Raw genomic sequence first — 23,342 nt, forward strand, 5'->3', positions numbered from 1 at the left:
TTTTGGCTGATGAGATTAGAAGAAAAAGTTGCGGTAGTTACCGGCGGAGGCACCGGGATAGGCAAAGGGGCGGCGATAGCCCTGGCGGAAAACGGGGCTCGGGTTCTGGTTGCGGGGCGGCGTTCTCAGCCTCTGGAGGAGACGGTGGCGGAGATAAAGCAAAATGGCGGAACGGCCTTGGCATGTCCAGGCGATGTAACCGTTCGGGCTGATATCGAAAAAATGCGCGCCCTGGTTAAAAGCGAATGGGGACGTTTGGATATTCTGGTGAACAATGCGGGTTCAGCGATGCGCAAGCCATTTCTGGAGACCACTATGGATGAGTTTGACCAGATGTATCGCGTTGACCTGCGCAGTGTTTTCGAGGTATCGCAAGTGCTGGTTCCCTTTATCCAGGAGAGCGGCGGGGGCAGTATTATCAATATTGCTTCGATATTGGGCACTCTGGGCGCGTTTCAATCTACCGCTTATTGTGCCATGAAAGGCGGGGTGGTAAATCTTACCCGGGCTATGGCGGCAGACCTGGGCCCGACTATACGGGTGAACTGTCTTTGCCCTTCACATATTGTTACCCCTATGATGCAGGGAGAAATAGACCGTTTGGCGGCCGCAGGCAAGATGGATAAACTCAACCGCTTGTTTCCTATGAAACGGGTGGGATATCCCGAAGATATGAACGGCGCCGTTATATTCTTTGCCTCGGAGGAATCATCCTGGCTGACCGGGAATATCTTTCTGGTCGACGGGGGTTTGGCCTGTTACGTATAAACTTAAAAAATCATGCGGCGGGAGCAAGGGATAAACGGCCCTTGCTCTTTCGATTTGAGGGAGAAAATTGTATGATGATGATTTGAGCTTTGCTGTAAAATAATTTAGAATTGTTTAGAAGTCCTGTCCGGGTACCAGGTGTCAAGCGGAAGGCTTTGCCGATATTAAAACCCAGAATGGAGGATATTTATATCCATGTTACAGGATTACCACATCCATGCCCTGGCCCACGGGGAGTACCGATATACCTATGACTGGCTCAAGACCTTCGCTGTAGCGGCCCGGGAGCAGGGAATACTGGAGTTAGGCTTTAGTGAACATGATGAATACCTCTCCCGGATAGATACCGCAGTACTTCAGCAGCTGCGGGAAGAATTCCCGGATATAAATATCAGGCTGGGTTTAGAAGTGGATTATATTCCCGGCCGGGAAGAGCATATCAGGGAAATAAGCCGGCAGTATGATTTTGACTACCTTATCGGCTCGATCCACTTTATAGAAGGCTGGGGATTCGACCACCCTGATTTTTCCCATCTTTTTACCGGAAAAGACATCGACCAGATTTACCGCAGTTATTTTAACCTGGTACATAGGGCAATTAAATCCGGTTTATTTGACGTGGTGGGACATTTGGACTTGATAAAAATCTGGGGCCACCGTCCCCGGGAGCATACCGTAGAGCATTATGTTGAACCTCTATTAAACAGTATTAAAGCTGCGGACATGGTAATAGAAATTAATAGTGCCGGCCTGCGTAAGCCGGTAAAGGAAATATATCCCGCCCCGGAGATTATCGACCTGGTTTTTGCCAAGGAAATAGCCGTGACCCTGGGTTCCGATGCGCACCACCCCTCGCAGCTGGGCGAAGGACTGGCAGAAGCTCACCGGAGGCTGATCGGTGCCGGCTTTAAGAGCATAGCCATGCTTGAACAGCGGCAGGTTAAGTTAATGGCGTTAAAATAAGATACTAAAGGAGAGCAGAGAATGAAGAGTATTGCCATACTTGTAGCCAGTCTGGGAATTATACTATTAGCAGCAGAACTCTTTGTTAATGGAGTCGAATGGCTGGGTAAAAAGCTCAACCTGTCCGAAGGAGCAGTAGGAAGTGTGCTGGCAGCAGTGGGCACAGCTCTGCCGGAAACCATAATCCCCATCATTGCTATTCTTTTTGGCGGCCAGGGCAGCGAGGGGCGTGATATCGGCATCGGGGCCATTCTTGGTGCTCCTCTCATGCTATCCACCCTGGCCATGTTTGTAACCGGTCTGGCAGTAATAATATTCCGCCGCCGACGCATGCACGGCATGAAGGTAGTAGCGGATTATTCCACCATGTCCCGGGACCTGTTGTTTTTCATGATCATCTTTGCCGTGGCTATTCTGGCGGGTATGATTCCTCCCGGGCTTCGAACCTTACAACTAGCTGTTGCTGTCATTATGGTAATATCATATGTTGTTTATGTACGCACCATGTTTCGCGAGGAACGGGATATCGAATCTGATTCGGAAATGCCGCCCTGCTATTTCGACCGCCGCCAGGCTGCCCTGCACCGAATTGCGGTTCAAATCATAGTAGCCCTGGCGCTTATTATCTTTGGCGCCAACCTGTTTGTGGAATCGGTAAAGGTGGTAGCTGTTACCTACGGCGTTCCTGCCTTTGTATTGGCATTGATAGTAACTCCGATAGCTACAGAACTGCCGGAAAAATTCAACAGCGTTATCTGGATATCCCGGGAAAAGGATACTCTGGCCCTGGGAAACATCACTGGAGCCATGGTTTTTCAGAGCTCGCTGATTCCCGCCCTGGGAATATTTTTAACTGACTGGCAGTTAACCGCTGGAGCGCTGTTCTCGGCTGTTTTGGCTTTGCTGTCCGCCTTGATTATGTTTACTCAGTTACGCATACACAAACATATCAGTGCTCCGATTTTAATGGCTGGGGGACTGTTTTATGCCGTATTTCTCGTGGCGGTATTTAAAGGGATTGTTAATTGTTAGGAGGAAGTTCACAGATGAGCGTATCGAGCCGACTGCAGGAACTGGGAATAGTAATACCGGAGGTGGCCAAACCTTTGGCAGCGTATCTTCCAGCCGTGCAGGCCGGGGATCTCATGTTCGTTTCCGGGCAATTGCCCCGTCAGAATGATAAAGTAGTGTACACCGGACGATTAGGCCAGGAAATAAATATGGAGCAGGGAATGAAAGCTGCGGAACTGGCAGCCATCAACTGCCTGGCGGTTCTTAAAGCCTATATCGGGGAGTGGGAATCCCTGTTACAGATTGTCAAGATAACAGGCTATATTCAATGCCGGGAGGATTTTTACCGGCAGGCCGATGTTCTTAACGGAGCATCCCAGCTGCTGGAAAAAATATTGGGTGAAAAAGGCCGCCATGCCCGGGCAGCGGTGGGGGTCAACTCGCTGCCTTTGAATGCCGCCTGTGAAATAGAGATGATTGCCCGGGTCAAGCAGTTGCTTGACCCGGGTGTAATTAGTTGTTAAGTTTAAATGGATTATTGTTAAGGAAGTGTTAATAATGGCAGACCTGGTTAATCCCTATGATAAAGCTCAAGAATTGGCCCGCGCCATAACCGGCCATGAGGTATATAAAAGGTATGTGGCAGCCAAGGGCGGAGTGGAAAACAACCCTGAGCATCAGGAAATGATAGTGAAGATACGCAACCAGCAGATGGAGGTAAATCGGGCTCAAATTCTGGGGCAAGAGGCGGATGCCGATGTTATCTTTGAGATCAGCAGGCTGTTTGCTGAGGCTAGCCAGATAAAGGAGATGGAAGAGTTCTTCACTGCTGAAAGCTCTTTTATCCAGATGTTTAATGATGTGCTGGAGATTATTCAAAAAGCAGTCGAGGCTGGTTTTAAGTAAAAGCAAAAGACTAAGGGGACAGGGGCTCTTTCTTATACAGGGAGGGCGATCTGTCCCTTGTTCCGCAGACACAGACCGGGAGATGCATACAATATACCCGGGATAAAACTATTTACAGGAAGAAAAGCAGGAAATTATAATTTGGAATAGCTGGATTAATGGTTAGGTAGTATTCCAAAGGGGGAGTAAACATGTCTTATGTAAATGAACTGATGGGGCGGGTAATCAAGCGCAATCCCGGCGAGCCTGAATTTCACCAGGCTGTGCACGAGGTGCTGGAATCTTTGCAGCCGGTTATTGACAGGCATCCCGAGTATATAACCAGCGGGGTGCTGGAAAGGATAGTGGAGCCGGAGCGACAAGTGATTTTCCGGGTTCCGTGGGTTGATGACAGCGGAGAGGTTCAAGTCAACCGGGGGTTCAGAGTACAGTTTAACAGTGCCATAGGCCCATATAAAGGCGGCTTGCGTTTCCATCCTTCAGTTAACCTCGGTATAATCAAGTTCCTTGGTTTTGAACAGACTTTTAAAAATTCGCTTACCGGTCTCCCTATGGGGGGGGCCAAGGGAGGCAGTGATTTTGACCCCCGGGGAAAATCGGATGGTGAAGTAATGCGTTTTTGCCAGAGTTTTATGACTGAACTATATCGCCATATAGGCCCTGATACCGATGTCCCGGCCGGGGATATTGGTGTCGGAGGACGGGAGATAGGCTATCTTTTTGGACAGTACAAGAGAATAGTAAATAATTTTGAAGGTGTTCTTACCGGCAAAGGGAGAAGCTGGGGCGGAAGTCTGGCCCGGCCGGAAGCTACTGGTTATGGTACCGTATACTTTATTGAGGAAATGTTAAAATCCCGGGGAGAAAGTATCCAGGGGAAGACCATCACCATTTCCGGCTATGGCAATGTCGGTACTTATTTTATCGAAAAGGCCAACCAGCTTGGCGGTAAAGTAGTCACTATCGGTGATGAATATGGCTATGTTTTTGATCCTGAAGGAATAAAAGGCGAAAAGCTGGAATTCCTGATGGACCTATGGTGTGTTTATCGGCGTCCGGCCCGTGCTTATGCCGAACAATTTGGGTTCAGGTGGGTGGAAGGCAAATCTCCCTGGGAGGTGCCCTGTGATATTGCGGTACCGACCGCTACTCAAAACGAGCTTTGCCTGGACGATGCCCGGCAGCTTGTAGCCAACGGCTGTATCTGCGTGGCTGAAGCAGCCAATATGCCCTGTACGGCAGAAGCGGCGGAGATATTTTTAAGCCGCCAGGTGCTGTTTGGCCCCGCTAAGGCAGTTAATGCCGGAGGAGTAGCAGTTTCGGGATTGGAAATGTCCCAGAACAGTATGAGGTATTCCTGGAGCTTCGAGGAAGTTGATGCCAAACTAAAGGATATCATGGCCGATATTTACCGCAAGGCCAGTGAAGCGGCCAAGGAATATGGACTGGAAGGCAATCTGGTAGCCGGGGCCAATATCGCGGGCTTTACCAAAGTGGCAGATGCCATGATGGCTCAAGGAATAGTATAATAAATCGTTGGGTTTACTGCGAAAGACCTGCTTCAACCCCGATTAAGCAGGTCGCATTTTAAACTATAAATTTCGTACTGACCCTGAAGCTACAGTATTTACTATAAGAATAAGCGAGCCCCGAGGGGCTCCTTTTTTTGTAAAAACAGGTATTGACGAGTTTCACCGTAGCCAGCGGAATTGTGTTATAATTGCAAGCAGTAATACGGAAGGAGAACATGAATGAAAAAACGATATTTCCTGGTAGCATTGCTACTGTTAGGCTTGTTAGTGGCAGGCTGCAAACCTGGCAGCCAGGCTCAGTCCAAAGTTATTGCCGAGGTGAACGGTGATAAAATTACCCAAACTGAATTTGACCAGCACCTGAAGCTGTTAAAATTTACTTATGAAAAACAGGTTCTGGGAACGGGAAAACTGGATGCTGTCAAAGACAAGGAAACCATATCTAAATTGGCAGAACAGTCATATAAGGAAATGGTTTTACAGAAATTACTTTGGCAGGAGGCCGAAAAGCAGAAAATCAATATAAAAGACAGCGAAGTTGACGAGGCTCTAAAGGATCAGGATATTAAAACCTTCCTCGCAGATAGCGGTATGGAGGAAAACTATTTTCGCCAGGAAATGAAAACCCAGATTCTCTACTGGAAGATCAGGGACAAGGTTACCGCCAAAATCAGTGCAAGCGAAGCAGAGGCCCAAAAGTATTACCAGGATAATATCGGCCAGTATACCGAACCAGGTGGGATGCAGGTAGCGCATATCCTGGTAGCAACAGAAAAAGAAGCCCTTGACATCCTGGCTCAGCTAAAAGCGGGAAGCGATTTTGCAGAACTGGCCAAGCAGTATTCCACCTGCCCCAGCAAGGAAAGGGGAGGCGATCTGGGCCCAATTAATGAAAACAGCAATTATGTTACGGAATTCAAAGAGGCGGCTTTGAAATTACAGCCGGGGGAAATTACCCGGGAACCAGTTAAAAGTGAGGCCGGATATCATTTAATCAAGGCTGGCGATAAGGTGGAAAGCAAAGTGCATCCCTTTGAAGAAGTAAAGAACTCGGTTGTGGCCGATTTGGAAAATCAGAAAAAAGATAAGGCTTACGGAGACTACCTTAACAGTTTGAATAAAAAGGCGGAAGTAAAGGATTTAAGAAAATAGCGGTGTAAAAGAATGCCGGGAATTGTCCTGGCATTCTTTTACGGTTATTGCTAAAATGAAATTTAATAACCATTATCATATTCAGGAGACGGATATGGACAAAATCAAAGATAAATTGAGAGACAGCAATTACCGTATAACCGGGCAGCGTTCGGCTATCCTTGAAGTTATGATGGATAACCGGGGCAAGCATCTCAGTGCAGAAGAGGTGCTGGCCGAAGCCCGCAAGATAGTGCCGAATATTGGGATTGCCACCGTTTACCGGACTCTGGAGAAGCTGGCCAGCATTGAGATCCTTTACAAAACCTGGTTCGATGAAGGGTGCTATCGCTATGAATTGTCAGATGAAGGCATACATCAGCATCATCATGTTATTTGCCTGGAATGTGGCCGAATTACCGAATTGAAGGACGATATTCTCAGTATTTTAGAGCAGCAGCTGGAGAACCAGGGATATCAGGTTATTGACCATGAGTTGAAATTTTATGCGTATTGTCCGTCATGCCTTAGGAAAAGGTAAATTTTTTTAAACTTGTAATGATAATGATTATCAATATCTGGATGGGAGAAACAATATGGCAATTGTTCTTATAGGCCTGCCTAATACCGGTAAAAGCGCGATTTTCAACCGTCTGACCGGTTCGCAGAGCATTGTTTCCAACTATGCCGGAACTTCGATGGAAACAAGCAAGGCGAGATTGTATCTGAGAGGCAGGGAATTTACCGTTTATGATACACCAGGAATATACTCCCTCTATACAGTCGACCAGGCTGCGGAACAAGTAAAAAAACTGCTGCAGGAAGAAAGCGTTGAGCTGATTATTAACGTAGTCGACGCCAGCCGTTTGGAACAGAACCTGCCCTTAACGCTCGAACTGCTGGAACTGTCACTTCCGGTTGTAGTAGCCCTCAACCAGATTGATCAGATCGAGAGTATGGGACTTGAGATCGACAGCGGGGCTCTGGCAAGCCTGCTGAATTGCCCGGTGGTGGAGTTCTCGGTTTATGATGCCGGAAGCCGGGAAGAGTTGAAGAAGGCGATTGAAGGATATGGGACAGGGGCAACAAACCTTGCCCGGTCAGGCGATACCTGCAGGATAAGGGCGGAAAGACCTGATGATAGGCATTGTTCAGGGTGCAAGGCCTGTACAGCGGGTGATTGTGAAGCCGCTATGATACGGCGCTCAGATAAAGCCAGGGTTATAAGTGATATGACTGCCACGGTGGTAAATAAAAAGCAGTCGGACGGGCTGAATAAAATACAGACTATAGTTGATAAGCCCTTCCCCGGTATACTGATTCTTCTGCTGCTGGGATATCTGGGTTTTGTCCTGCTGCTGAAATCTATTCAATGGGCTGAAGGCCCTTTGACCACCGTTCTGCTGCCTCTGAACAACTATATAGAAGCATCTATCCGCGCTGTTATACCGTCGGGAATGGTTCAAAATATTATGTCCCGGGCTGTACCGGAGGGATTGCTCATCCCTTTTACCATAGTTATGCCGGCCATGCTGATGGTTTCTGTCATCATGGCCTTTCTAGAGGATACCGGCCTGCTGCCCAGATATTCGGTGGCTTTTGCCCGCCTGGGAAGCTTGGTAGGTATCTCCGGTGAAGCGGTCATCCCCCTTTCCCTTGGGTTTGGCTGCCGTACCCCGGCCGTAGTAGCCAGCAGAATGATGACCCGGGAGCGGGAGCGCTTTATTGTCATCACCCTGCTTTCCATTGTTATACCCTGTGCCGCAACCCTGGGTATCGTGGCTTCAGTTATCTCAGCCTTCAATGTTTCTCCGGCGGTCATAGTAGCCGTCATGCTGGTTACCCTGATTGCGCTGGGATTAATCCTTAATCGTTTGCTGCCCCAGGAGAAACTGTTTGTCTGTGAACTGCCCCCCTTAAGAGTCCCCCGATGGACTAATCTGCTGAACAAGGTTAAAATACGCTTTGCTGGCTTCTTTACCGAGGTTTTGCCTTTACTGTTAGTAATGAGTATAGCGGTAAGGGCCTTAATCGAATCCGGCATTCTGGAGAACCTGCATTCATTCGAGGGGATAAGCCATTTTTTGTTTGGTATACCGAGCGAGGCTCTGGTAGCAGTATTGATAACTATATTCCAGCGTTATCTCGCTCCCTTGATTCTGCTGCATCTGACTTTGACTTCCCGGGAAGCAACTATAGCTATCGCCATGATAAGCCTTTCCCTACCCTGTCTTCCGGCTATGGTAATGATAGTCCGCGAAATCGGCGCCCGGGGTTTAATTAAAATAATCGGAATGGGATTGGCTACCTCATGTACGGTAGGAATACTGCTCAATATCCTTTTACCGGTCTAAGGAGTGGAATTATGACGATTAAAGATTTACTTCCAGGCCAGCAAGCTACCATAATCGGCATTAACAAAGGCGAAGCGGCCCGCAACCGCCTGCTGGCGATGGGAATTACCCCGGGAAGCAATATCACCTTGTTGGCCAGCCATCCCTTCAGGGGTCCCCTGACCGTTGCGATCGGGAACACTCGTTTAGCCCTGGGGCGGGAAATTGCTTCTGCCGTAGAAGTAATGCCTGCACCTGAGAAACAGAAAAATGAGTAGCTTCTTGGCTTAAAAAGTAATAGAAAGAATGATATTTATCTTTTCTGGAGCAATGACATTAGTACATAACTCCTGGTTATGCTAAAATAAATCTCAAGAATAACTGTCAGCCTGAAAAATGGAGGTAGAATAATGCTGAAACTAGAAAATTTGGTCATGACGGTTGATAATACAAATGGTTCGCGCCGGGATATTATTCATAATATCAATATCGATTTTGAACCCGGCAAACTCTATGCCATAACTGGCCCTAACGGCGGAGGGAAGACTACCCTGGCCAAAATTATAATGGGAATCTATCGGCAGAGCAGCGGGCATATTTATCTGGATGGAGAAGATATAAGCGAACTGGGTGTCACTGAGCGCGCCCGGCGGGGTATTACCTATGCTTTCCAACAGCCTCCCCGGTTTAAGGGCCTAAACGTATCCGATTTGATAAAAATTGCCCGGCCTGGAATTGACGGATTGGGTTTAAGGATAAAAATGCGTGACGTGGGTCTTTGTCCCGAGGATTACCTGGAGCGTGACCTGGGACCGGGCTTAAGCGGGGGCGAGATAAAACGGATAGAAATTGCCCAGGTACTGGCCCGGGAAGGTATTATCAGTATTTTTGACGAACCTGAAGCCGGGGTTGACTTATGGACGGTTCAGCGGCTTATCAGCCTGATTGTGCAAAAATATCAGAATAACCCTCGGTCGACAGCTATAATTATCACCCACCACGAGAATGTATTGCCTATATGTGACGAGATTATCGTTCTTGAAGAAGGGGCAATAAAATTAAAAGGGTCGGCCCAGGAAATATGGCCGTTAATCAGGGATGATATCCAGTGTAAAATGAAAGACCAGTGCAGGGGAGAAGTATGCTATGAACTTTAAAGCAGTAGATATGCAGCTATTAAATACTATAAGTGATATTAAAGCCATACCCCGGGGAGCTGTAAACATCAGAAAAGATGGCAAGCCGGTTGTGCGCCAGTCTTCCCCCAATATTTTTGTTGGTCCCAATTCCGCCAATAACGGTTTACTGGTGGAAATAAAACCGGGCACCCGCAATGAAACGGTGCATGTACCGGTAATAGTAACCAGGTCTGGTTTTCACGACCAGGTTTACAATACCTTTATCGTCGGTGAAGGCGCTGATATTACCATTATCGCGGGTTGCGGCATTCATAATGACAGCCATAGCGATTCCGGTCATGATGGCATACACGAAATAATTGTTAAAAAAGGCGCCCGTATGAAGTACGTGGAAAAACATTACGGCGAAGGAAACGGGGAAGGAAAAAGGATTTTGAATCCCACCACCAAGATTATTCTGGAGACTGGCGCCGTGGCTGAAATGGAAATGGTGCAGATCAAGGGGGTAGATGATACCGTCCGCACCACAATTGCCCATATAGGGGACAAGGCTAACCTGAAAATCGTCGAAAGGCTTATGACCCATGGGACGCAAAAAGCGGAATCGGACATTAAGTTAAACATAGAAGGCCGGGGAGCCAGTGGGCAGATTCTATCCCGGTCGGTAGGGCGTGATGATTCATTGCAGATTTTTAAGGCAGCCATGGCGGGCAGAAGCGAATGCGTGGGTCACGTCGAATGCGATGCCATTATAATGGACCGGGCTAAAATCCAGTCGATACCCGAGCTTATAGCTGAAAATGCCGAGGCGGTTTTAACCCATGAGGCTGCTATCGGCAAAATAGCCGGTGAGCAATTGATCAAATTGATGTCGCTGGGGCTGACGGAAAAGGAGGCTATTGATACTATACTGGAAGGTTTCCTCAGGTAAAAATAAGAGGGGTGGGCACTAATAATGAACTTAAATCTTTTTAAGACCTATGTGAAGGTGGTAGAAACCCAGAACCTTTCCAAGACTGCCGAGGAGTTCGGACTTTCCCAGCCGGCGGTTACCAAACAGATTCAGGCTCTGGAAGACACCTATGGAGTATTGCTGCTGGAGCGCTCCGGGCGTCGGCTTAAGACTACCGAGGCTGGAGAGACCCTGTATTATTGTGCCCGGGATATTATCAAGGCCATGGATAAAACCAACAAGGCGATGGAAGAAGTCTCCGAAAGCCGCAGGGGCAGTCTATGTCTGGGAGCCAGCAGCATCCCCGGGGAATATATTTTGCCTCAGTTGATAAAAAGATTTAAGGAAAAGTACCCGAATGTAAGCATCAGTATAGATATTGCCGACACCGAAAAAATTTTCGCGCGGCTGGCGGAGCGGGAATTGGATGTCGGCATCGTGGGTGGATGGATAAATAATCGCAAGATAGAAGGCTTTGAATGGTTGGAAGACGAACTGGTGGTAGTATTGCCCGAAAACCACAAACTAGCCCGGCTATCTGAAATTACTCTGGACAGTCTTCTCAATGAGCGCTGGATATTCCGGGAAAAAGGCTCGGGTACCCGCAAGGCGGTTGAAGACCTCTTGACAGCCCACGGTATTAAACGGGAAGACTTGAATGTCTATATCGAGGCGGGAAGCACGGAGGCAGTTCTGGCCAGTATTGAAGCCGGGATGGGAGTGTCTATAGTTTCGCGCTGGGCAGTTAAAAAAGCTGATTCTTATCGCAGAATTCGCAGTATAAAAATCAGTGACCCCCTGGTGAAAAGAAATTTTTATGTTATTTATCCCCGGCAGAAATCCCGGCGGAAATCAGTCAATAATTTTCTGGAATATGTAAAGAAACTGGAGGAGCCTGGAAAAATCTAATATCATGCCTGACAGGGCTGTGTAAATCTGGGAAGAAGCTTTGCATTCAGATCCGTTGGCAACCGGTCTGACAGGCACAACTCCCTCCGAGGACGATGATGCGCTTGGGGCGGGCGCGATTTGCGGGGCTGCGATGCTCCGCTTCAACCCACCGTTAAGGCCGGTCGTTTAGCGGAATCACATGGCCGGGAGATGTTGCTGCGAACTCATATTGCGGAATTATATGGAACGCTGCTGGTCGACCGCCTATCCCGCCGTATTCTGCATTCTCCTCCTGCTTTCCGGATTTGCGCAACCCTTTGACAACCCTCCGCTTATCCCCGATTATACAACACCTCTGATTCTCTTTCCTCGGCACTTTTACCCGGTTGTAGTTTATTTGGCAGCCAAGCTGGAATTATGTTTTATTTTACTAATCATTTGTATATAATGTATCTGTTGTCTGTAAAAAAATAATCTCCGGAGGTGTATACCCTTGTTACCGTTACCGAAAAAGTATTTTCTTACCGCTGCTTCGGCTGAAGGAGAAACCGAGCTTACCGCGTTTGATGGGGCTTTATTGAACGCCCGGGTTGGAAATACAAATCTTTTGAAAGTAAGCAGTATTTTACCTCCAGGCTGTGAATATGAACCTGGTCTGGCAATACCCCCTGGGTCTCTCTTGCCCATCGCTTACGGCACTATTATAAGCACGGTTCCCGGCGAAGTTATTTCCGCTGCCGTAGCAGTCGGCATCAAGCAGAATAGTTTTGGCGTCATCATGGAGTATGAAGGCCGGTGCGGGGCCGATGAAGCTGAGGCCCGGGTAAGAAAAATGGTGGAAGAGGCGTTTCGGATCAGAAACCTGGAATTGGACGAGATTAAAGTGGCTGCAACCGAGCATACTGTCAGAAGGATAGGTTGTGCCTTTGCTGCCGTACCTCTATGGTATTAATCTACTAGCGAACGAGGAGGAAAACAGGATTGGAACTATGGGTAACTGAATATCAAACCCCTGTTTTGGGGTTTAGCTGCAAGACCACAGAAACTTTACGGGTTGAACAGACTCCCTTTCAACACCTCTGTGTTGTAAACACGGAACAATTCGGCAGAATGCTGCTTCTGGACGGTATGGTACAGACCACCGAAAAGGACGAGTTTGTCTACCATGAGATGATAACCATGATTGCCCTTAACGCTCACCCTCGGCCCAAGAATGTTCTGGTCATCGGGGGAGGGGACGGCGGCGCCTTAAGAGAGGTGGTACGCCACCCTGCGGTTGAATGTGGTACTCTCGCGGAAATAGATGAACGGGTAATTCAGGCATCCCGGGATTTTTTCCCGGATCATTCCTGTTCTTTTAGCGCCACCAAGGCTCAGCTTATCGTGGCTGACGGTATTCAGTTTATCAAGGAGCATGCTGATACCTTTGATGTAGTCATAGTAGATTCAACCGAGCCCGTAGGGCCAGCCCAGGAGCTGTTTTCTCCTGCCTTTTACGCCAGCGTTGCCAAAGCCTTAAAGGATGACGGCATGTTAGTGGTGCAGAGCGAATCCCCGTTTTTTAATGGAGATGTGATTAAAATGGCCTATGGTGGAATTAAGCAATCTTTTCCCATTACCAAGCTGTATTTAGCTGCCGTCCCCACCTACCCCAGCGGCCTGTGGAGCTTTACGGTGGGCTCTAAGCGCTACGACCCGGAAGTGCCGTTTTGTACCGGTAAATTGGAGTATAAATACTATACATCGGAAATTCACCAAGCTGCCTTTAAGCTGCCGGCTTTTGTCCGAAACCTCATAGGAGATAAGTAGATTATGGGCGGGGATTTTAGAGAACTGTTAGAGGAAAAGGCCAGTTTTATGGCCAGCAGCAGGGACTATGAGCAGTCCGCCAAAGTTATCATAGGCATACCCATGGATGCCACCACCAGCTTCCGGCCGGGCACCAGGCTGGCACCCTACCGGGTGCGCGAAGTATCAGAAAGTGTGGAAGAGTATAGTATCTACCAGGATAAATCCCTGGAGGAGATTTGTTTTTATGATGCCGGGGATATAATCATACCCTTCGGCAATGTAGGTGAAAGCCTGCGGCGTATCGAGGAGGTAAGCCGGGGTCTGGTCAAAGATAGGAAAAAGGTGTTTGCTGTTGGCGGGGAGCATCTGGTGTCACTGCCCTTGATAAAAGCTTACCACCAGCAATATTCTGATCTGGTAGTGATACAGATGGACGCCCATGCCGATTTGCGTACTGATTACCTGGGTGAGACCCTGTCCCATGCTACGGTTATGCGCCATGTGGTGGAGGAGATAGGAGACAGGAACCTTTACCAGTTGGGTATTCGCTCCGCCACCCGGGATGAGCTCAAGTTTGCCGCATCCAGGACCAATCTGTACCTGGACAGCTTGCTGGGTGCGGTGGATGAAGTTATGGATAAGATAGGCGGCCGCCCCGTTTACCTGAGCCTCGACATCGATATTTTGGACCCGGCTTTTGCACCGGGCACCGGAACTCCGGAGGCTGGCGGCATATCAAGCCGGGAATTGCTGCAGGCCTTGCATCGTTTGGGTGAGCTTAAGGTTGTGGGTTTCGATATGGTGGAGATTTCTCCACCATATGAAAAGGGAGATAATACTTCCATACTGGGGGCCAAAATACTGCGTGAGGCCCTGCTGGCCTATTAATATATAAAAGCGTCTGCCTGATCGGGCAGACGCTTTTTCCTAGTAATTCTCGGCCATTACTTCGTAATAGCTCTGGGGGTGATCACAGGCCGGGCAGCGATCCGGGGCTTCCGTACCTTCATGTACATAACCGCAGTTACGGCACTTCCATTTGACGGGCTTATCCTTTTTGAAAACGGCGCCATCCTTGATATTTTGCAGCAGTTTTCTAAACCGTTTTTCATGTTCTTCTTCTACTTCGGCAATTTCCTTAAATATGTCGGCGATTTCATTAAAACCTTCTTCACGGGCGATTTTTTCAAATTCAGGGTACATACTGGTATGTTCTTCATTTTCACCTTCGGCTGCACTGAGAAGATTTTCGACGGTTGGAGGGACAGAACCTCCGAGCGCTAACTTAAAGAGCCGTTTGGCATGTTCTTTCTCGTTATCGGCGGTCTCGGTAAATATGGCGGCAATTTGCTTGAATCCTTCCTTGTCCGCCTGACTGGCAAAGTAAGTATACTTGTTGCGCGCCTGGGATTCACCTGAGAACGCTGTCCACAGGTTTTCTTCAGTTTTGGAACCTTTTAAGCTCATCCTGATTGCCTCCTTGCTTTATATTTATATTAATCACCCGCAGGTGATCAATAAACAGTTAACCCTTGGGGATAGACATAGATAAGGTTGCTTTGCTCCTGGCGGTTAAAGGTACATACAGACTCCAATAATTCCAGGATTTTTTCCAGTCCGTCGTCATCATTACCGTCAGGAATGATTTCAAATACCGAAGCCTTGAGCTGCATCCAATTAAGTAATTTCAACTCCTGCAGACCTTCGTCCAGAAAGGCCAGGTTCGATACAGGCATGGAAAACGGCGCTCGGGGTTTACTTTTGATATGGGCTTCCATTAATCCTATGAACGATTGCAGCTTTTCTTCTTCTGCCGGAGTTATTGCATATTGAAACAAAACGTCATACAGGTGCTGGACTACTTTGATAGATGTGACATTGGGCAGCAGCAAGTGCTCCTCCTGTCCCAGGAACTTGAGTTGGAATGCCGGGATATCCTGCATGTTTATCCACTCCTTAATGCACTATTAGTATTAAATTCTACATTATTAACAGCAAAAAAAACAGTTCTCATCTTAAAATAGTATTCACCCTGGAGCGTGGAAAAAATATTTATAGATTTATAATATACAATAAAGCTGCGGTACAAGGATTAATGGAGGTAAAGGTATGGGGTACAAGTATTATTCCCGGAGGAAAAGAGACCGGGTGCAAGGTGAAGCCGAGCGCAGGAGAATCGAACAGCAGAGATTAAGATACAACCTCCTGGGTATGCTGGTTATGGCTATAATACTGGCTTTGGCCCTGGACCTGTTCGACTTGGGGGAGAGAATAACCCGGTTCTTCACCGGCAATTGATTACAGGCATGACAGGAAAACCGGTTATATCAAGGAGAATGCCATTAATATGAGCCTTACTGCTTCTGAGGATATATCAGAACAAAATAGACTTTTTTTCGCGGTTTGAGAAAAAGGACTCTCAAGGTTATACTTAATAAATAAACAATTATATACTCCTATGGAACGGCGATTGCCATTCTCAGGCTTAATCCTGGTATTACCAGGAGCGGGGGAACCGTTTATTGGGGTGAATCCAGATCAAACTGGTAGGGTCGCCCTGGACCCGAATCCGGCAGCTAACCCCGTAAGCAGCAGAAAGGGGAGAATGGGGATATATTTACCTTCTTCAAATTATTTTCACCTCCGAAGGTTATCCCTACGATCATGAATCCTCTCGTTTTAATATGCCATATAGTGTTGCCTGCTTAAGGCTGAATGTTGGTTTTTATCAGCACCAGACCTCTATTGCCATATCTTAAAATACGATGGGAAAATCCCGGTTCGATTTTCTGCAGATGCTGTCCTGCGATTGCTTGAAGGCTTCGCTTCCGGGAATGGCCGCACACTGGTCTATTGCCTGCCTGCTGCTTGCCTAATCAGTAAAGGGGGGATTATTTGTGGAAATAATCAAGGTAGAACATCTAACCAAGATTTATGGCGCAGATGCAAACAAGGCGCTTAAACTTCTGCAACAGGGTCAGGATAATAACACGATTAAAAGAAAAACCCGCCAGGTGGTAGGAATCAGGGATGTCAGTTTTCACATTGAACCGGGGGAAAGCTTTGTGATTATGGGGCTTTCAGGCAGTGGCAAGTCGACCTTATTACGTTGCCTTAACGGTTTGATTAGTGCCACGGCCGGCAAAATCTTTATCGATGGTCATGAGCTTACGGGAATGTCCAGGCACTCGCTTGAAGAACTGCGCCGCAAGAAGATGGGTATGGTCTTTCAGCGTTTTGCACTCTTACCTCATCGTACCGTCCTCGGCAATGTTGGTTACGGCCTGGAGATACAGGGAATAGCACGGGCTGAACGCGAGCAAAGGTCACTGCAGGCCATTGAAATGGTAGGGCTTAAAGGCTGGGAGGACTCTTATCCGGCCGGCCTCAGCGGCGGTATGCAGCAACGAGTGGGGATAGCCCGGGCTCTGGCTACCGACCCGGATATTTTATTGCTGGATGAGCCTTTCAGTGCCCTGGATCCTTTGATCAGACAGGAAATGCAGGATGAATTGCTGGAGATCCAAAAAAAACTGCAGAAGACCATTGTCTTTATTACCCATGATTTGGATGAAGCCCTTAAGATAGGGGACCGGATTGCCCTGATGAAGGATGGTACAATTGTTCAGATGGGACAGCCGGAGGATATATTATTATCTCCCGCCACCGAATATGTGGCCCGTTTTGTCGAAAACGTCAACTACTCCAGGGCTTTGACCGCAGCATCGGTAATGGTGAGGGCCCGGAATGTGGTTTATCCCAAAGACGGCCCCATGACCGCTTTACACATTATGGAAAGATTCGGGATGTCGTCCTTGTTTGTTACCGACCGTGGGGGCAAGCTGCTGGGTTATGTCAATGCGGATGATGCTTCCCGGATTGCGCATCAGGGAATCAGAGAATTAGATATGATTATAAACAAGGATGGTCCCGTAGCTTTGCCTGACACTCCATTATGTGAACTGCTGGAAGTACTGGCTCGCACCAAGGTGCCGGTAGCGGTAGTTGACGAGGCCGGCAGCCTGAAAGGAGTACTGGTGAGAGGGTCAGTGATAGCCGGTCTGGCCGGGGAAAGGAGGGAAACCAGTGAGTAGCCTTATGGACAGCATTCCGCGTATACCGCTGGCGGAATGGACGGATCGCTCTATTGATTACCTGCAGGCGGAATGGGGGGAGTCAACCCAGGCGTTTGCCACCGGAATGGAAGAGTTGATCAAGGGGCTGCAGGGTTTTTTAATAAGCCTGCCTCCGGAATTGCTGATTATTGTTTTCAGCCTGTTGGCCTGGTGGCTGGTCAATAAGAAAATAGCCTTGTTTGCTTTATTGGGTTTGATGTTCATATACAATATCGGGCTATGGAAAGTATCGATGGAAACCCTGGCTCTGGTAATCGGCGCGGTAGCTCTGTGTATATCGATAGGAATTCCGCTGGGGATACTGGCGGCCAAGAATAGGACCGCCCACCGGATTATTGCTCCCGTACTGGATTTTATGCAGACTCTGCCCGCATTTGTATACCTCCTGCCTGCCATTCCCTTCTTTGGGCTGGGGGTAGTTCCGGCCGTATTGACCACTATCGTTTTCTCCATGCCTCCGGTCATAAGACTTACCGAGTTAGGTTTAAAACAGGTTCCGGAAGAACTGGAGGAATTGGGGAAGTCCTTCGGCTCAACTTTTTGGCAGATGTTGTTCAAGATAGAATTACCTCTGGCGCGAGCCAATATATTGGCGGGGATCAACCAATGCATCATGCTTTCACTGTCAATGGTGGTGGTAGCCGCCATGATCGGCGCCAAAGGACTGGGGGGTGTGGTATGGACAGCCATTCAGCAGCTTAAAATGGGAATGGGGTTTGAAGCAGGTGTAGCCATAGTCATTCTGGCGATAATACTTGACCGTATAACCCAGAACCTGGGTAAAACAACGGGGAAGGAGAAGGTAAGATGAAAAAAAGAACCGTATCTATTATCACTCTGGCAGTACTGACGGCGTTTGCCGTCGTAAGCATTGCCGGTTGTGGCAGCGGCGGCGGTAAGCAGGCCGATAAGGAAAACAAGCAGGTTAAGCTTCTCTACGTACAATGGGCCTGTGCCAGCGCCGAAACCCATGTCATGAAAGTTATCCTGGAAGACAAGATGGGTTACGATGTAGAAATAATGGATGTTACGGCTGCAGCCATGTATGAAGGCCTGGCCAATAAAAAAGGCGATGCCGTTTTTACGGCCTGGCTGCCGTTAACTCATGGTGAATACATGAAGCAGGTTAAAGACCAGGTGGAGGATTTGGGACCGAGTATGGAAGGGGCTAAAATCGGTCTGGTAGTACCGGATTATGTTGCTGTTGATTCCATTGCCGACCTGAATTCGGTAAAGGATAAATTTGACGGGAAAATAATCGGCATTGATTCCGGCGCCGGCATTATGAAGGCTACTGAAGCGGCGCTGAAAGACTATAACCTGGAGTATGAACTGGTCGAAGGCAGTGAAGGCACCATGATAGCTTCACTGAAACAGGCTGTTGATAATAATAAATGGGTAGTCGTAACCGGCTGGACTCCGCACTGGAAGTTTGCCCGCTGGGACCTCAAGTATCTGGATGACCCCAAGAAGGATTACGGTGAAGCTGAAACCATTAATACTATAGTGAGAAAAGGCCTGAAGGAAGACATGCCCGATGCTTATACCCTGTTTGACAACTTTGCCTGGAGCCCGGAGGATCTGGCTTCGGCCATGGGGCTGGCCGAGGATATGGGGAACAGTGAAGAGGCGGCCCGGAAGTGGGTGGAGCAGAACCCGGAATTGGTCAATAGCTGGCTGCCGGATAAATATAAAGATAAATAAGGCGCTACCCCCGGCCTTGGCCGGGGGTAAATTACTTTAGTCAAGGTAATTGATGCCCATGGCTTCCCGCACTTCCGCCATCGTATCCAAGGCAACGCGGTGGGCTTTTTTGGTTCCTTCCAGCAATATTTCCCGGATGGCTTCATAATCGTATTTTTCCCTTCTCTCCCGCATGGGTTCCAGCAGCTGGTTGATTTTTCCGCTCAGTTTCTTTTTGCAGTTTACGCAGCCTATATGGCCATGACGGCAATCGTCTTCGATTTCCCCGGCTTCTTCGGGATTAAAGACCCGGTGGTATTCATAGACCGTGCAGACTTCAGGGTGCCCCGGGTCAGTTTTATGGATACGGGCCGGGTCGGTTACGGCATTACGGATTTTTTGCCATACCTCGTCGGCAGTGTCGGCTAAAAATATAGCGTTATTTAAACTTTTGCTCATCTTGGCCTTACCATCCAGCCCTATCAGCCGCGGCACATCCCCTACCAGAACCTCCGGCTCCACCAGCACCGGTTTATAGAGGTCGTTGAAACGGCGTACTATTTTGCGGGCCAATTCAATATGGGGAATCTGGTCTTCCCCTACCGGCACCAGATGAGCCTTGAATATACTGATATCGGCCGCCTGGCTTACCGGATACCCCAAAAAACCGTAAGTCATATCGCTGAACCCGTGCTGGGCGGCTTCTGTCTTTACCGTAGGGTTATGGCGCAAAACGTTTACCGATGTGAACATGGAATAATACATGGTCAATTCATGTATTTCCGGGATCATGCTCTGAATAAAAATGGTCGACAGACCGGGATCAATTCCTGCGGCCAGATAATCGCCGGTAATCTGAAATACGTCCCGTTTCAGGTTATCATCTTTTTCCCAGTGGGTGGTAAGGGCCTGGACATCGGCAATAATAATATAGCTCTCATATTCTTCCTGCAGTTTGACCCGGTTGGCCAGGCTGCCCACATAATGACCCAGGTGCAGGCTCCCGGTAGGTCGGTCTCCGGTCAAGATCCTCTTCTTGCCCTCAGGCATAACACTCATCCTTTCTAATACTTATAATTTATGTTAAACCACGGCTGCCTCCGCTGCCGCAAAATAAAAAAGCCCCTGCCGCTAAAGGGACGGGGCTTCCGCGGTGCCACCCTTATTGACCAAACGGTCCGCTCGACAGGCGCTGGCTGCGCTTTTCCCGGTAACGGGGGAATGCCGGCCCGGCCTAATCTGGTCAACCCATTTCAGCCTGCTACTTAAAGGCCCATTCACTCAATCTTCAGTACCGGTTTCCACCTGCCCGGCTCTCTGCAACTATCCAATCGAGCTACTAATCCTCATCATTGTATTTCCATGCAATATATTCTAAAATACCATATGTACGACCTGTAATTCAAGTTTGGAATCATGCAATTTTTAATTTGAGTTGCGGATTTCAGTTTATAAATTATAATATGGTATAATACTAAAATAAAATATTCATGGCTTAAATCGGGCCATTGCAATTCAAGCAAAGGAGTTTCAGAGGATGACTGACTTTTATACCTTTTTGTGTTTTAGCATGCGGGCGGCAATGAAAAAAATCGACAAACACTTGAGTGCCCAGTTGGAGCCTTATGGCATAAGCATACCCCAGATGTTTGTTCTTACCTGTCTTTACGACGAAAACGGCATAACTTTAAAAGAGATTGGTCATCGTACCCTGATTGACAGTTCCTCTATGACGGTTTTGGTGGATAAACTGGAAAAAGACAAACTGGTGGAGCGTCAGCTTGACCCTGAAGACCGCAGGGCCATAAGGGTTTTTATTACCGAAAAAGGTGAGGCCATAGCCGACGATTTAGTTAGCATAGGTAAGGAATTTAATGTTCATTTATATGATTTACTGGGCGAAGGCAACCAGAAGGAGTTTATGCACGGGATAAAGAATATATTGAACGGCCTGGAATAGGGGCATTCATCGGAGTAGATATTTAAGATACAAGGCAATGAAATAGAGGGCTAGTACAGCGGCAGCTGTTATACCGGAATCATTAAAGATGATGGCTATGATGGCTGCCACTATTATTCCCTGCAGGCTGCTATATATAACCGGCAGCTGTTCCTTAACCCGTTTTATAATGCTGGCCGGGCGAAACACGAAATAGGAAAAAACCAGCACCAATAAAAGCAAAACCCAACCCCAAACACTATAATTGATAACCCGTAACTGCATCTGTACTTTCCGGCTGATTATATTCAAAATTTCGCTGAATCCTCCGTCCCTAATCAGACTTACATTTCGCCCCAGATGGGATTGTATCTCCAGGGGCTGTTTTAAATCTATTACCGCCATAATCGATACCAAAACAATAGTGCCGCAAACCAGCCAGAATACCTTGGTAAGGTTTACTTTATGCTTGGAATAATGCATATAGGTATATCCCAGACCTATACAAGCGGTTATGCTTCCCCCTACATTGATGCCAAAGAGGGGATAGGCAATCAAGAATACAACCAGGCTGAATAGTAGGGCCACTATAAACAGCCTGCGCTTGGAATAGGCTTGCTGTAATACCAGGGCAGATAAGGCTATGGTAGATCCGATTAATACGCCCATGTATTCGTTGCCCAGGCCATAGTAGCGCGAGCCGCTCATAATACGGTAACTAAGTATTGATTGTTTGAGCATGCCCAAATCAAAGACTAGATCCAAGGCAATGGTGCCTATGGTCAAAAGCAGCAGTATGCCCAGGGCACTGGTTTTACCCATCCGGGAGGCAAGCAGGCAAAAAAGGCTGAGAGACAGGTTTAACCCCAGTGAAATAAGCAGGAAGAGCCAGCGGCTGAACACATCAAAATTACCCATGAGCAACAGGCTTAGAGGCATGGCCACCGCAAATAAAATCAGGAATTCAGCAATTTCAGGGTAGATGTTCTTTAAGCGTGCTGCCAGAGCCACAAGCAGCAGGAGAAATATCAGGGCAACGTGAACGGTAACCATCCAGGCCTGGTTAAGGTATTCAAATGCTACCCGCTGATTTATGTGTTTAAGGCTGTCAATTATGCTGTTAGCCGGACTAGCATAAATAGTGTCCAGGACAGCGGGGTTAAAGTAATGCAAGATTGAGTTTTTCAGGCTGATGCTTGAAACTATGCCTTCGCGGCGGGTGGAGTAACTGGTTAAAACTCCTTTTGCCCCTGGCTGGTCTATAATAATGGGGGTCAGGAGTTCACCCTGCAGCGCGGCATCATATGACGGGGTCGGGCTTATAACGTATACCGCATCCCTGCTATCGAGCTCTTTCTGTAATTGGCTGATGCAGGCATCAATTTGAATAAGCCGGTTCTTTCTTTCCACCTGCAACTGCTGACCGGAGTACATGCTGCCTACATTATCCAATCGGGCCAGATCTCCAAACTGGATTAAAATAAGATCGTAGGCTTGAAATTGGCGGAAAGCCTCCAGTATCTTATCGTAATTACTGGATTGAGGGAAGTTTTTGGATTTCCTGACCATTTCTCTGCCGACCAGCCCATTATCCACTATGCCGTTTGAGTCCATAACTATTAAAGCCCCGCTGCGGGAATAATGTCCGGGTAAATCGGCATTCCCGATTACAGCGGTTTTAAGTCCCATAGCATGCAGTTCATCACCCAGCTTTCCTGGCTGGCCCAGCCCCCGTTTTTCATTGTTCTTTTTAATTACCTCGATACTGCTTACCACCACATTATGGTCGGCAGGTAAAAAACCGGTATTACGAAAAAACACATCGCCGGCCCTTTCGTAGTTTACTACCTCGGCGGCCTTAAAATTAAGGTCGGCATTAAAGCTGCCCACGGCCAGTTTCCCAGCCGATATGGTGCAGGGAACATTCTTGCTGGTTCTCTCCCCCGCACTCAGAGTGTTAAGCAGCCCCAATCCGCCTTTACTCTGCATGTACCAGAGATGGGGGGTAATATCAGGGTCAAGATCGCTCAAATTCAGTTTATCAATCATATAGATGATGACGCGCTGATGCGGCTGCTCTTTGTCAGTTTGGGCCTGGATGGAATCGGGGCAGGCAAGGAGCAGAAGCAATATTCCCAGGGTTGCCAGCAGCTTTTTATACATGGTT

25 protein-coding genes, 1 riboswitch and 1 other annotated feature are annotated in these 23,342 nt (G+C 48.0%); of the genes, 21 read left to right on the forward strand and 4 right to left on the reverse strand.

Annotation, left to right across the window (positions count from 1 at the left end; all coding sequences use genetic code 11):
* Positions 1-9: 9 nt before the first annotated feature.
* The 16 genes from ACU70B_RS05460 (at position 10) to speB (ending at position 14,305) form a co-directional block, all read left to right on the forward strand.
* Positions 10-768, forward strand: a complete 759-nt coding sequence (locus tag ACU70B_RS05460; protein ID WP_447185335.1) for an SDR family NAD(P)-dependent oxidoreductase — start codon at positions 10-12, stop codon at positions 766-768.
* A gap of 195 nt (positions 769-963) precedes the next feature.
* Complete coding sequence (locus ACU70B_RS05465; protein ID WP_447185336.1) at positions 964-1,731, forward strand: histidinol-phosphatase HisJ family protein; 768 nt, start codon at positions 964-966, stop codon at positions 1,729-1,731.
* Positions 1,732-1,752: 21 nt separating this feature from the next.
* Positions 1,753-2,763: a sodium:calcium antiporter gene (locus ACU70B_RS05470; RefSeq protein WP_447185337.1), complete on the forward strand. Its 1,011-nt coding sequence runs from the start codon at positions 1,753-1,755 to the stop codon at positions 2,761-2,763.
* Between the two features lie 14 nt (positions 2,764-2,777).
* The gene (locus ACU70B_RS05475; protein ID WP_447185338.1) at positions 2,778-3,266 is read left to right on the forward strand and encodes a RidA family protein; all 489 of its coding nucleotides are present in this window, start codon (positions 2,778-2,780) and stop codon (positions 3,264-3,266) included.
* A gap of 34 nt (positions 3,267-3,300) precedes the next feature.
* Complete coding sequence (locus tag ACU70B_RS05480; protein ID WP_447185339.1) at positions 3,301-3,648, forward strand: YlbF/YmcA family competence regulator; 348 nt, start codon at positions 3,301-3,303, stop codon at positions 3,646-3,648.
* A 191-nt stretch (positions 3,649-3,839) separates the two neighbouring features.
* On the forward strand, positions 3,840-5,177 hold the full coding sequence (gene gdhA / locus ACU70B_RS05485; RefSeq protein ID WP_447185340.1) for an NADP-specific glutamate dehydrogenase: 1,338 nt from the start codon (positions 3,840-3,842) through the stop codon (positions 5,175-5,177).
* A gap of 222 nt (positions 5,178-5,399) precedes the next feature.
* Positions 5,400-6,332, forward strand: a complete 933-nt coding sequence (locus ACU70B_RS05490) for a peptidylprolyl isomerase (protein ID WP_447185341.1) — start codon at positions 5,400-5,402, stop codon at positions 6,330-6,332.
* Positions 6,333-6,426: 94 nt separating this feature from the next.
* Entirely contained in the window at positions 6,427-6,852 is a 426-nt protein-coding gene (locus ACU70B_RS05495; RefSeq protein WP_447185342.1) for a Fur family transcriptional regulator, read from the forward strand.
* 55 nt (positions 6,853-6,907) lie between these two features.
* Entirely contained in the window at positions 6,908-8,665 is a 1,758-nt protein-coding gene (locus tag ACU70B_RS05500) for a FeoB small GTPase domain-containing protein (protein WP_447185343.1), read from the forward strand.
* Positions 8,666-8,676: 11 nt separating this feature from the next.
* A complete protein-coding gene (locus ACU70B_RS05505) occupies positions 8,677-8,922 on the forward strand; it encodes a FeoA family protein (RefSeq protein WP_447185344.1) in 246 nt (81 codons plus the stop codon).
* Between the two features lie 132 nt (positions 8,923-9,054).
* A complete protein-coding gene (locus tag ACU70B_RS05510) occupies positions 9,055-9,801 on the forward strand; it encodes an ABC transporter ATP-binding protein (protein WP_447185345.1) in 747 nt (248 codons plus the stop codon).
* Positions 9,791-10,714: a SufB/SufD family protein gene (locus tag ACU70B_RS05515; RefSeq protein ID WP_447185346.1), complete on the forward strand. Its 924-nt coding sequence runs from the start codon at positions 9,791-9,793 to the stop codon at positions 10,712-10,714. The genes ACU70B_RS05510 and ACU70B_RS05515 overlap by 11 nt, the downstream gene beginning before the upstream one ends.
* 24 nt (positions 10,715-10,738) lie before the next feature.
* The gene (locus ACU70B_RS05520) at positions 10,739-11,644 is read left to right on the forward strand and encodes a selenium metabolism-associated LysR family transcriptional regulator (RefSeq protein WP_447185347.1); all 906 of its coding nucleotides are present in this window, start codon (positions 10,739-10,741) and stop codon (positions 11,642-11,644) included.
* 475 nt (positions 11,645-12,119) lie between these two features.
* Positions 12,120-12,578 carry a pyruvoyl-dependent arginine decarboxylase gene (locus ACU70B_RS05525; protein WP_447185348.1) on the forward strand — a complete coding sequence of 153 codons (459 nt, stop codon included), beginning with the start codon at positions 12,120-12,122 and terminating at the stop codon, positions 12,576-12,578.
* 29 nt (positions 12,579-12,607) lie between these two features.
* Entirely contained in the window at positions 12,608-13,435 is an 828-nt protein-coding gene (speE, locus tag ACU70B_RS05530; protein WP_447185349.1) for a polyamine aminopropyltransferase, read from the forward strand.
* A gap of 3 nt (positions 13,436-13,438) precedes the next feature.
* On the forward strand, positions 13,439-14,305 hold the full coding sequence (gene speB / locus ACU70B_RS05535) for an agmatinase (RefSeq protein ID WP_447185350.1): 867 nt from the start codon (positions 13,439-13,441) through the stop codon (positions 14,303-14,305).
* A gap of 39 nt (positions 14,306-14,344) precedes the next feature.
* Here speB and rbr read toward each other — a convergent pair whose 3' ends face one another.
* Together rbr and ACU70B_RS05545 are read right to left on the reverse strand one after the other, a co-directional pair.
* Positions 14,345-14,884, reverse strand: a complete 540-nt coding sequence (rbr, locus tag ACU70B_RS05540) for a rubrerythrin (RefSeq protein ID WP_447185351.1) — start codon at positions 14,882-14,884, stop codon at positions 14,345-14,347.
* A 47-nt stretch (positions 14,885-14,931) separates the two neighbouring features.
* Positions 14,932-15,360 (reverse strand): hypothetical protein, encoded by a 429-nt coding sequence (locus tag ACU70B_RS05545; protein WP_447185352.1) that lies wholly within the window; start codon positions 15,358-15,360, stop codon positions 14,932-14,934.
* A gap of 166 nt (positions 15,361-15,526) precedes the next feature.
* Here ACU70B_RS05545 and ACU70B_RS05550 point away from each other — a divergent pair, with 166 nt between their 5' ends.
* The 4 genes from ACU70B_RS05550 to ACU70B_RS05565 all read left to right on the forward strand — a co-directional run bounded on the left by ACU70B_RS05550 (position 15,527) and on the right by ACU70B_RS05565 (position 19,257).
* Positions 15,527-15,715: a hypothetical protein gene (locus ACU70B_RS05550; RefSeq protein ID WP_447185353.1), complete on the forward strand. Its 189-nt coding sequence runs from the start codon at positions 15,527-15,529 to the stop codon at positions 15,713-15,715.
* Positions 15,716-15,889: 174 nt separating this feature from the next.
* Positions 15,890-16,023: riboswitch (cyclic di-AMP (ydaO/yuaA leader) on the forward strand.
* 291 nt (positions 16,024-16,314) lie between these two features.
* Positions 16,315-17,511: a quaternary amine ABC transporter ATP-binding protein gene (locus ACU70B_RS05555; protein ID WP_447185354.1), complete on the forward strand. Its 1,197-nt coding sequence runs from the start codon at positions 16,315-16,317 to the stop codon at positions 17,509-17,511.
* A complete protein-coding gene (locus ACU70B_RS05560) occupies positions 17,504-18,364 on the forward strand; it encodes an ABC transporter permease (RefSeq protein WP_447185355.1) in 861 nt (286 codons plus the stop codon). The genes ACU70B_RS05555 and ACU70B_RS05560 overlap by 8 nt, the downstream gene beginning before the upstream one ends.
* Positions 18,361-19,257, forward strand: a complete 897-nt coding sequence (locus ACU70B_RS05565) for a glycine betaine ABC transporter substrate-binding protein (protein WP_447185356.1) — start codon at positions 18,361-18,363, stop codon at positions 19,255-19,257. The genes ACU70B_RS05560 and ACU70B_RS05565 overlap by 4 nt, the downstream gene beginning before the upstream one ends.
* A 36-nt stretch (positions 19,258-19,293) precedes the next feature.
* On the opposite strand, the gene trpS is transcribed toward ACU70B_RS05565, so the two are convergent.
* Positions 19,294-20,286 carry a tryptophan--tRNA ligase gene (gene trpS, locus ACU70B_RS05570; protein ID WP_447185357.1) on the reverse strand — a complete coding sequence of 331 codons (993 nt, stop codon included), beginning with the start codon at positions 20,284-20,286 and terminating at the stop codon, positions 19,294-19,296.
* Between the two features lie 82 nt (positions 20,287-20,368).
* Positions 20,369-20,598 (reverse strand) — a binding site (T-box leader).
* Between the two features lie 175 nt (positions 20,599-20,773).
* On the opposite strand from trpS, the gene ACU70B_RS05575 reads away from it, so the two are divergent.
* Entirely contained in the window at positions 20,774-21,196 is a 423-nt protein-coding gene (locus ACU70B_RS05575) for a MarR family winged helix-turn-helix transcriptional regulator (RefSeq protein ID WP_447185358.1), read from the forward strand.
* Positions 21,197-21,202: 6 nt separating this feature from the next.
* Here ACU70B_RS05575 and ACU70B_RS05580 read toward each other — a convergent pair whose 3' ends face one another.
* Positions 21,203-23,338 carry a hypothetical protein gene (locus ACU70B_RS05580; RefSeq protein ID WP_447185359.1) on the reverse strand — a complete coding sequence of 712 codons (2,136 nt, stop codon included), beginning with the start codon at positions 23,336-23,338 and terminating at the stop codon, positions 21,203-21,205.
* Positions 23,339-23,342: the final 4 nt, after the last annotated feature.

It is taken from the genome of Syntrophomonas curvata (assembly GCF_052976825.1).

Coding starts and splice junctions, on each gene's coding strand:
- ACU70B_RS05460 (WP_447185335.1), top strand. CDS start 10: ATGAGATTAGAAGAAAAAGTTGCGGTAGTTACCGGCGGAGGCACCGGG.
- ACU70B_RS05465 (WP_447185336.1), top strand. CDS start 964: ATGTTACAGGATTACCACATCCATGCCCTGGCCCACGGGGAGTACCGA.
- ACU70B_RS05470 (WP_447185337.1), top strand. CDS start 1,753: ATGAAGAGTATTGCCATACTTGTAGCCAGTCTGGGAATTATACTATTA.
- ACU70B_RS05475 (WP_447185338.1), top strand. CDS start 2,778: ATGAGCGTATCGAGCCGACTGCAGGAACTGGGAATAGTAATACCGGAG.
- ACU70B_RS05480 (WP_447185339.1), top strand. CDS start 3,301: ATGGCAGACCTGGTTAATCCCTATGATAAAGCTCAAGAATTGGCCCGC.
- gdhA (WP_447185340.1), top strand. CDS start 3,840: ATGTCTTATGTAAATGAACTGATGGGGCGGGTAATCAAGCGCAATCCC.
- ACU70B_RS05490 (WP_447185341.1), top strand. CDS start 5,400: ATGAAAAAACGATATTTCCTGGTAGCATTGCTACTGTTAGGCTTGTTA.
- ACU70B_RS05495 (WP_447185342.1), top strand. CDS start 6,427: ATGGACAAAATCAAAGATAAATTGAGAGACAGCAATTACCGTATAACC.
- ACU70B_RS05500 (WP_447185343.1), top strand. CDS start 6,908: ATGGCAATTGTTCTTATAGGCCTGCCTAATACCGGTAAAAGCGCGATT.
- ACU70B_RS05505 (WP_447185344.1), top strand. CDS start 8,677: ATGACGATTAAAGATTTACTTCCAGGCCAGCAAGCTACCATAATCGGC.
- ACU70B_RS05510 (WP_447185345.1), top strand. CDS start 9,055: ATGCTGAAACTAGAAAATTTGGTCATGACGGTTGATAATACAAATGGT.
- ACU70B_RS05515 (WP_447185346.1), top strand. CDS start 9,791: ATGAACTTTAAAGCAGTAGATATGCAGCTATTAAATACTATAAGTGAT.
- ACU70B_RS05520 (WP_447185347.1), top strand. CDS start 10,739: ATGAACTTAAATCTTTTTAAGACCTATGTGAAGGTGGTAGAAACCCAG.
- speB (WP_447185350.1), top strand. CDS start 13,439: ATGGGCGGGGATTTTAGAGAACTGTTAGAGGAAAAGGCCAGTTTTATG.
- rbr (WP_447185351.1), bottom strand. CDS start 14,884: ATGAGCTTAAAAGGTTCCAAAACTGAAGAAAACCTGTGGACAGCGTTC.
- ACU70B_RS05545 (WP_447185352.1), bottom strand. CDS start 15,360: ATGCAGGATATCCCGGCATTCCAACTCAAGTTCCTGGGACAGGAGGAG.
- ACU70B_RS05550 (WP_447185353.1), top strand. CDS start 15,527: ATGGGGTACAAGTATTATTCCCGGAGGAAAAGAGACCGGGTGCAAGGT.
- ACU70B_RS05565 (WP_447185356.1), top strand. CDS start 18,361: ATGAAAAAAAGAACCGTATCTATTATCACTCTGGCAGTACTGACGGCG.
- trpS (WP_447185357.1), bottom strand. CDS start 20,286: ATGCCTGAGGGCAAGAAGAGGATCTTGACCGGAGACCGACCTACCGGG.
- ACU70B_RS05575 (WP_447185358.1), top strand. CDS start 20,774: ATGACTGACTTTTATACCTTTTTGTGTTTTAGCATGCGGGCGGCAATG.
- ACU70B_RS05580 (WP_447185359.1), bottom strand. CDS start 23,338: ATGTATAAAAAGCTGCTGGCAACCCTGGGAATATTGCTTCTGCTCCTT.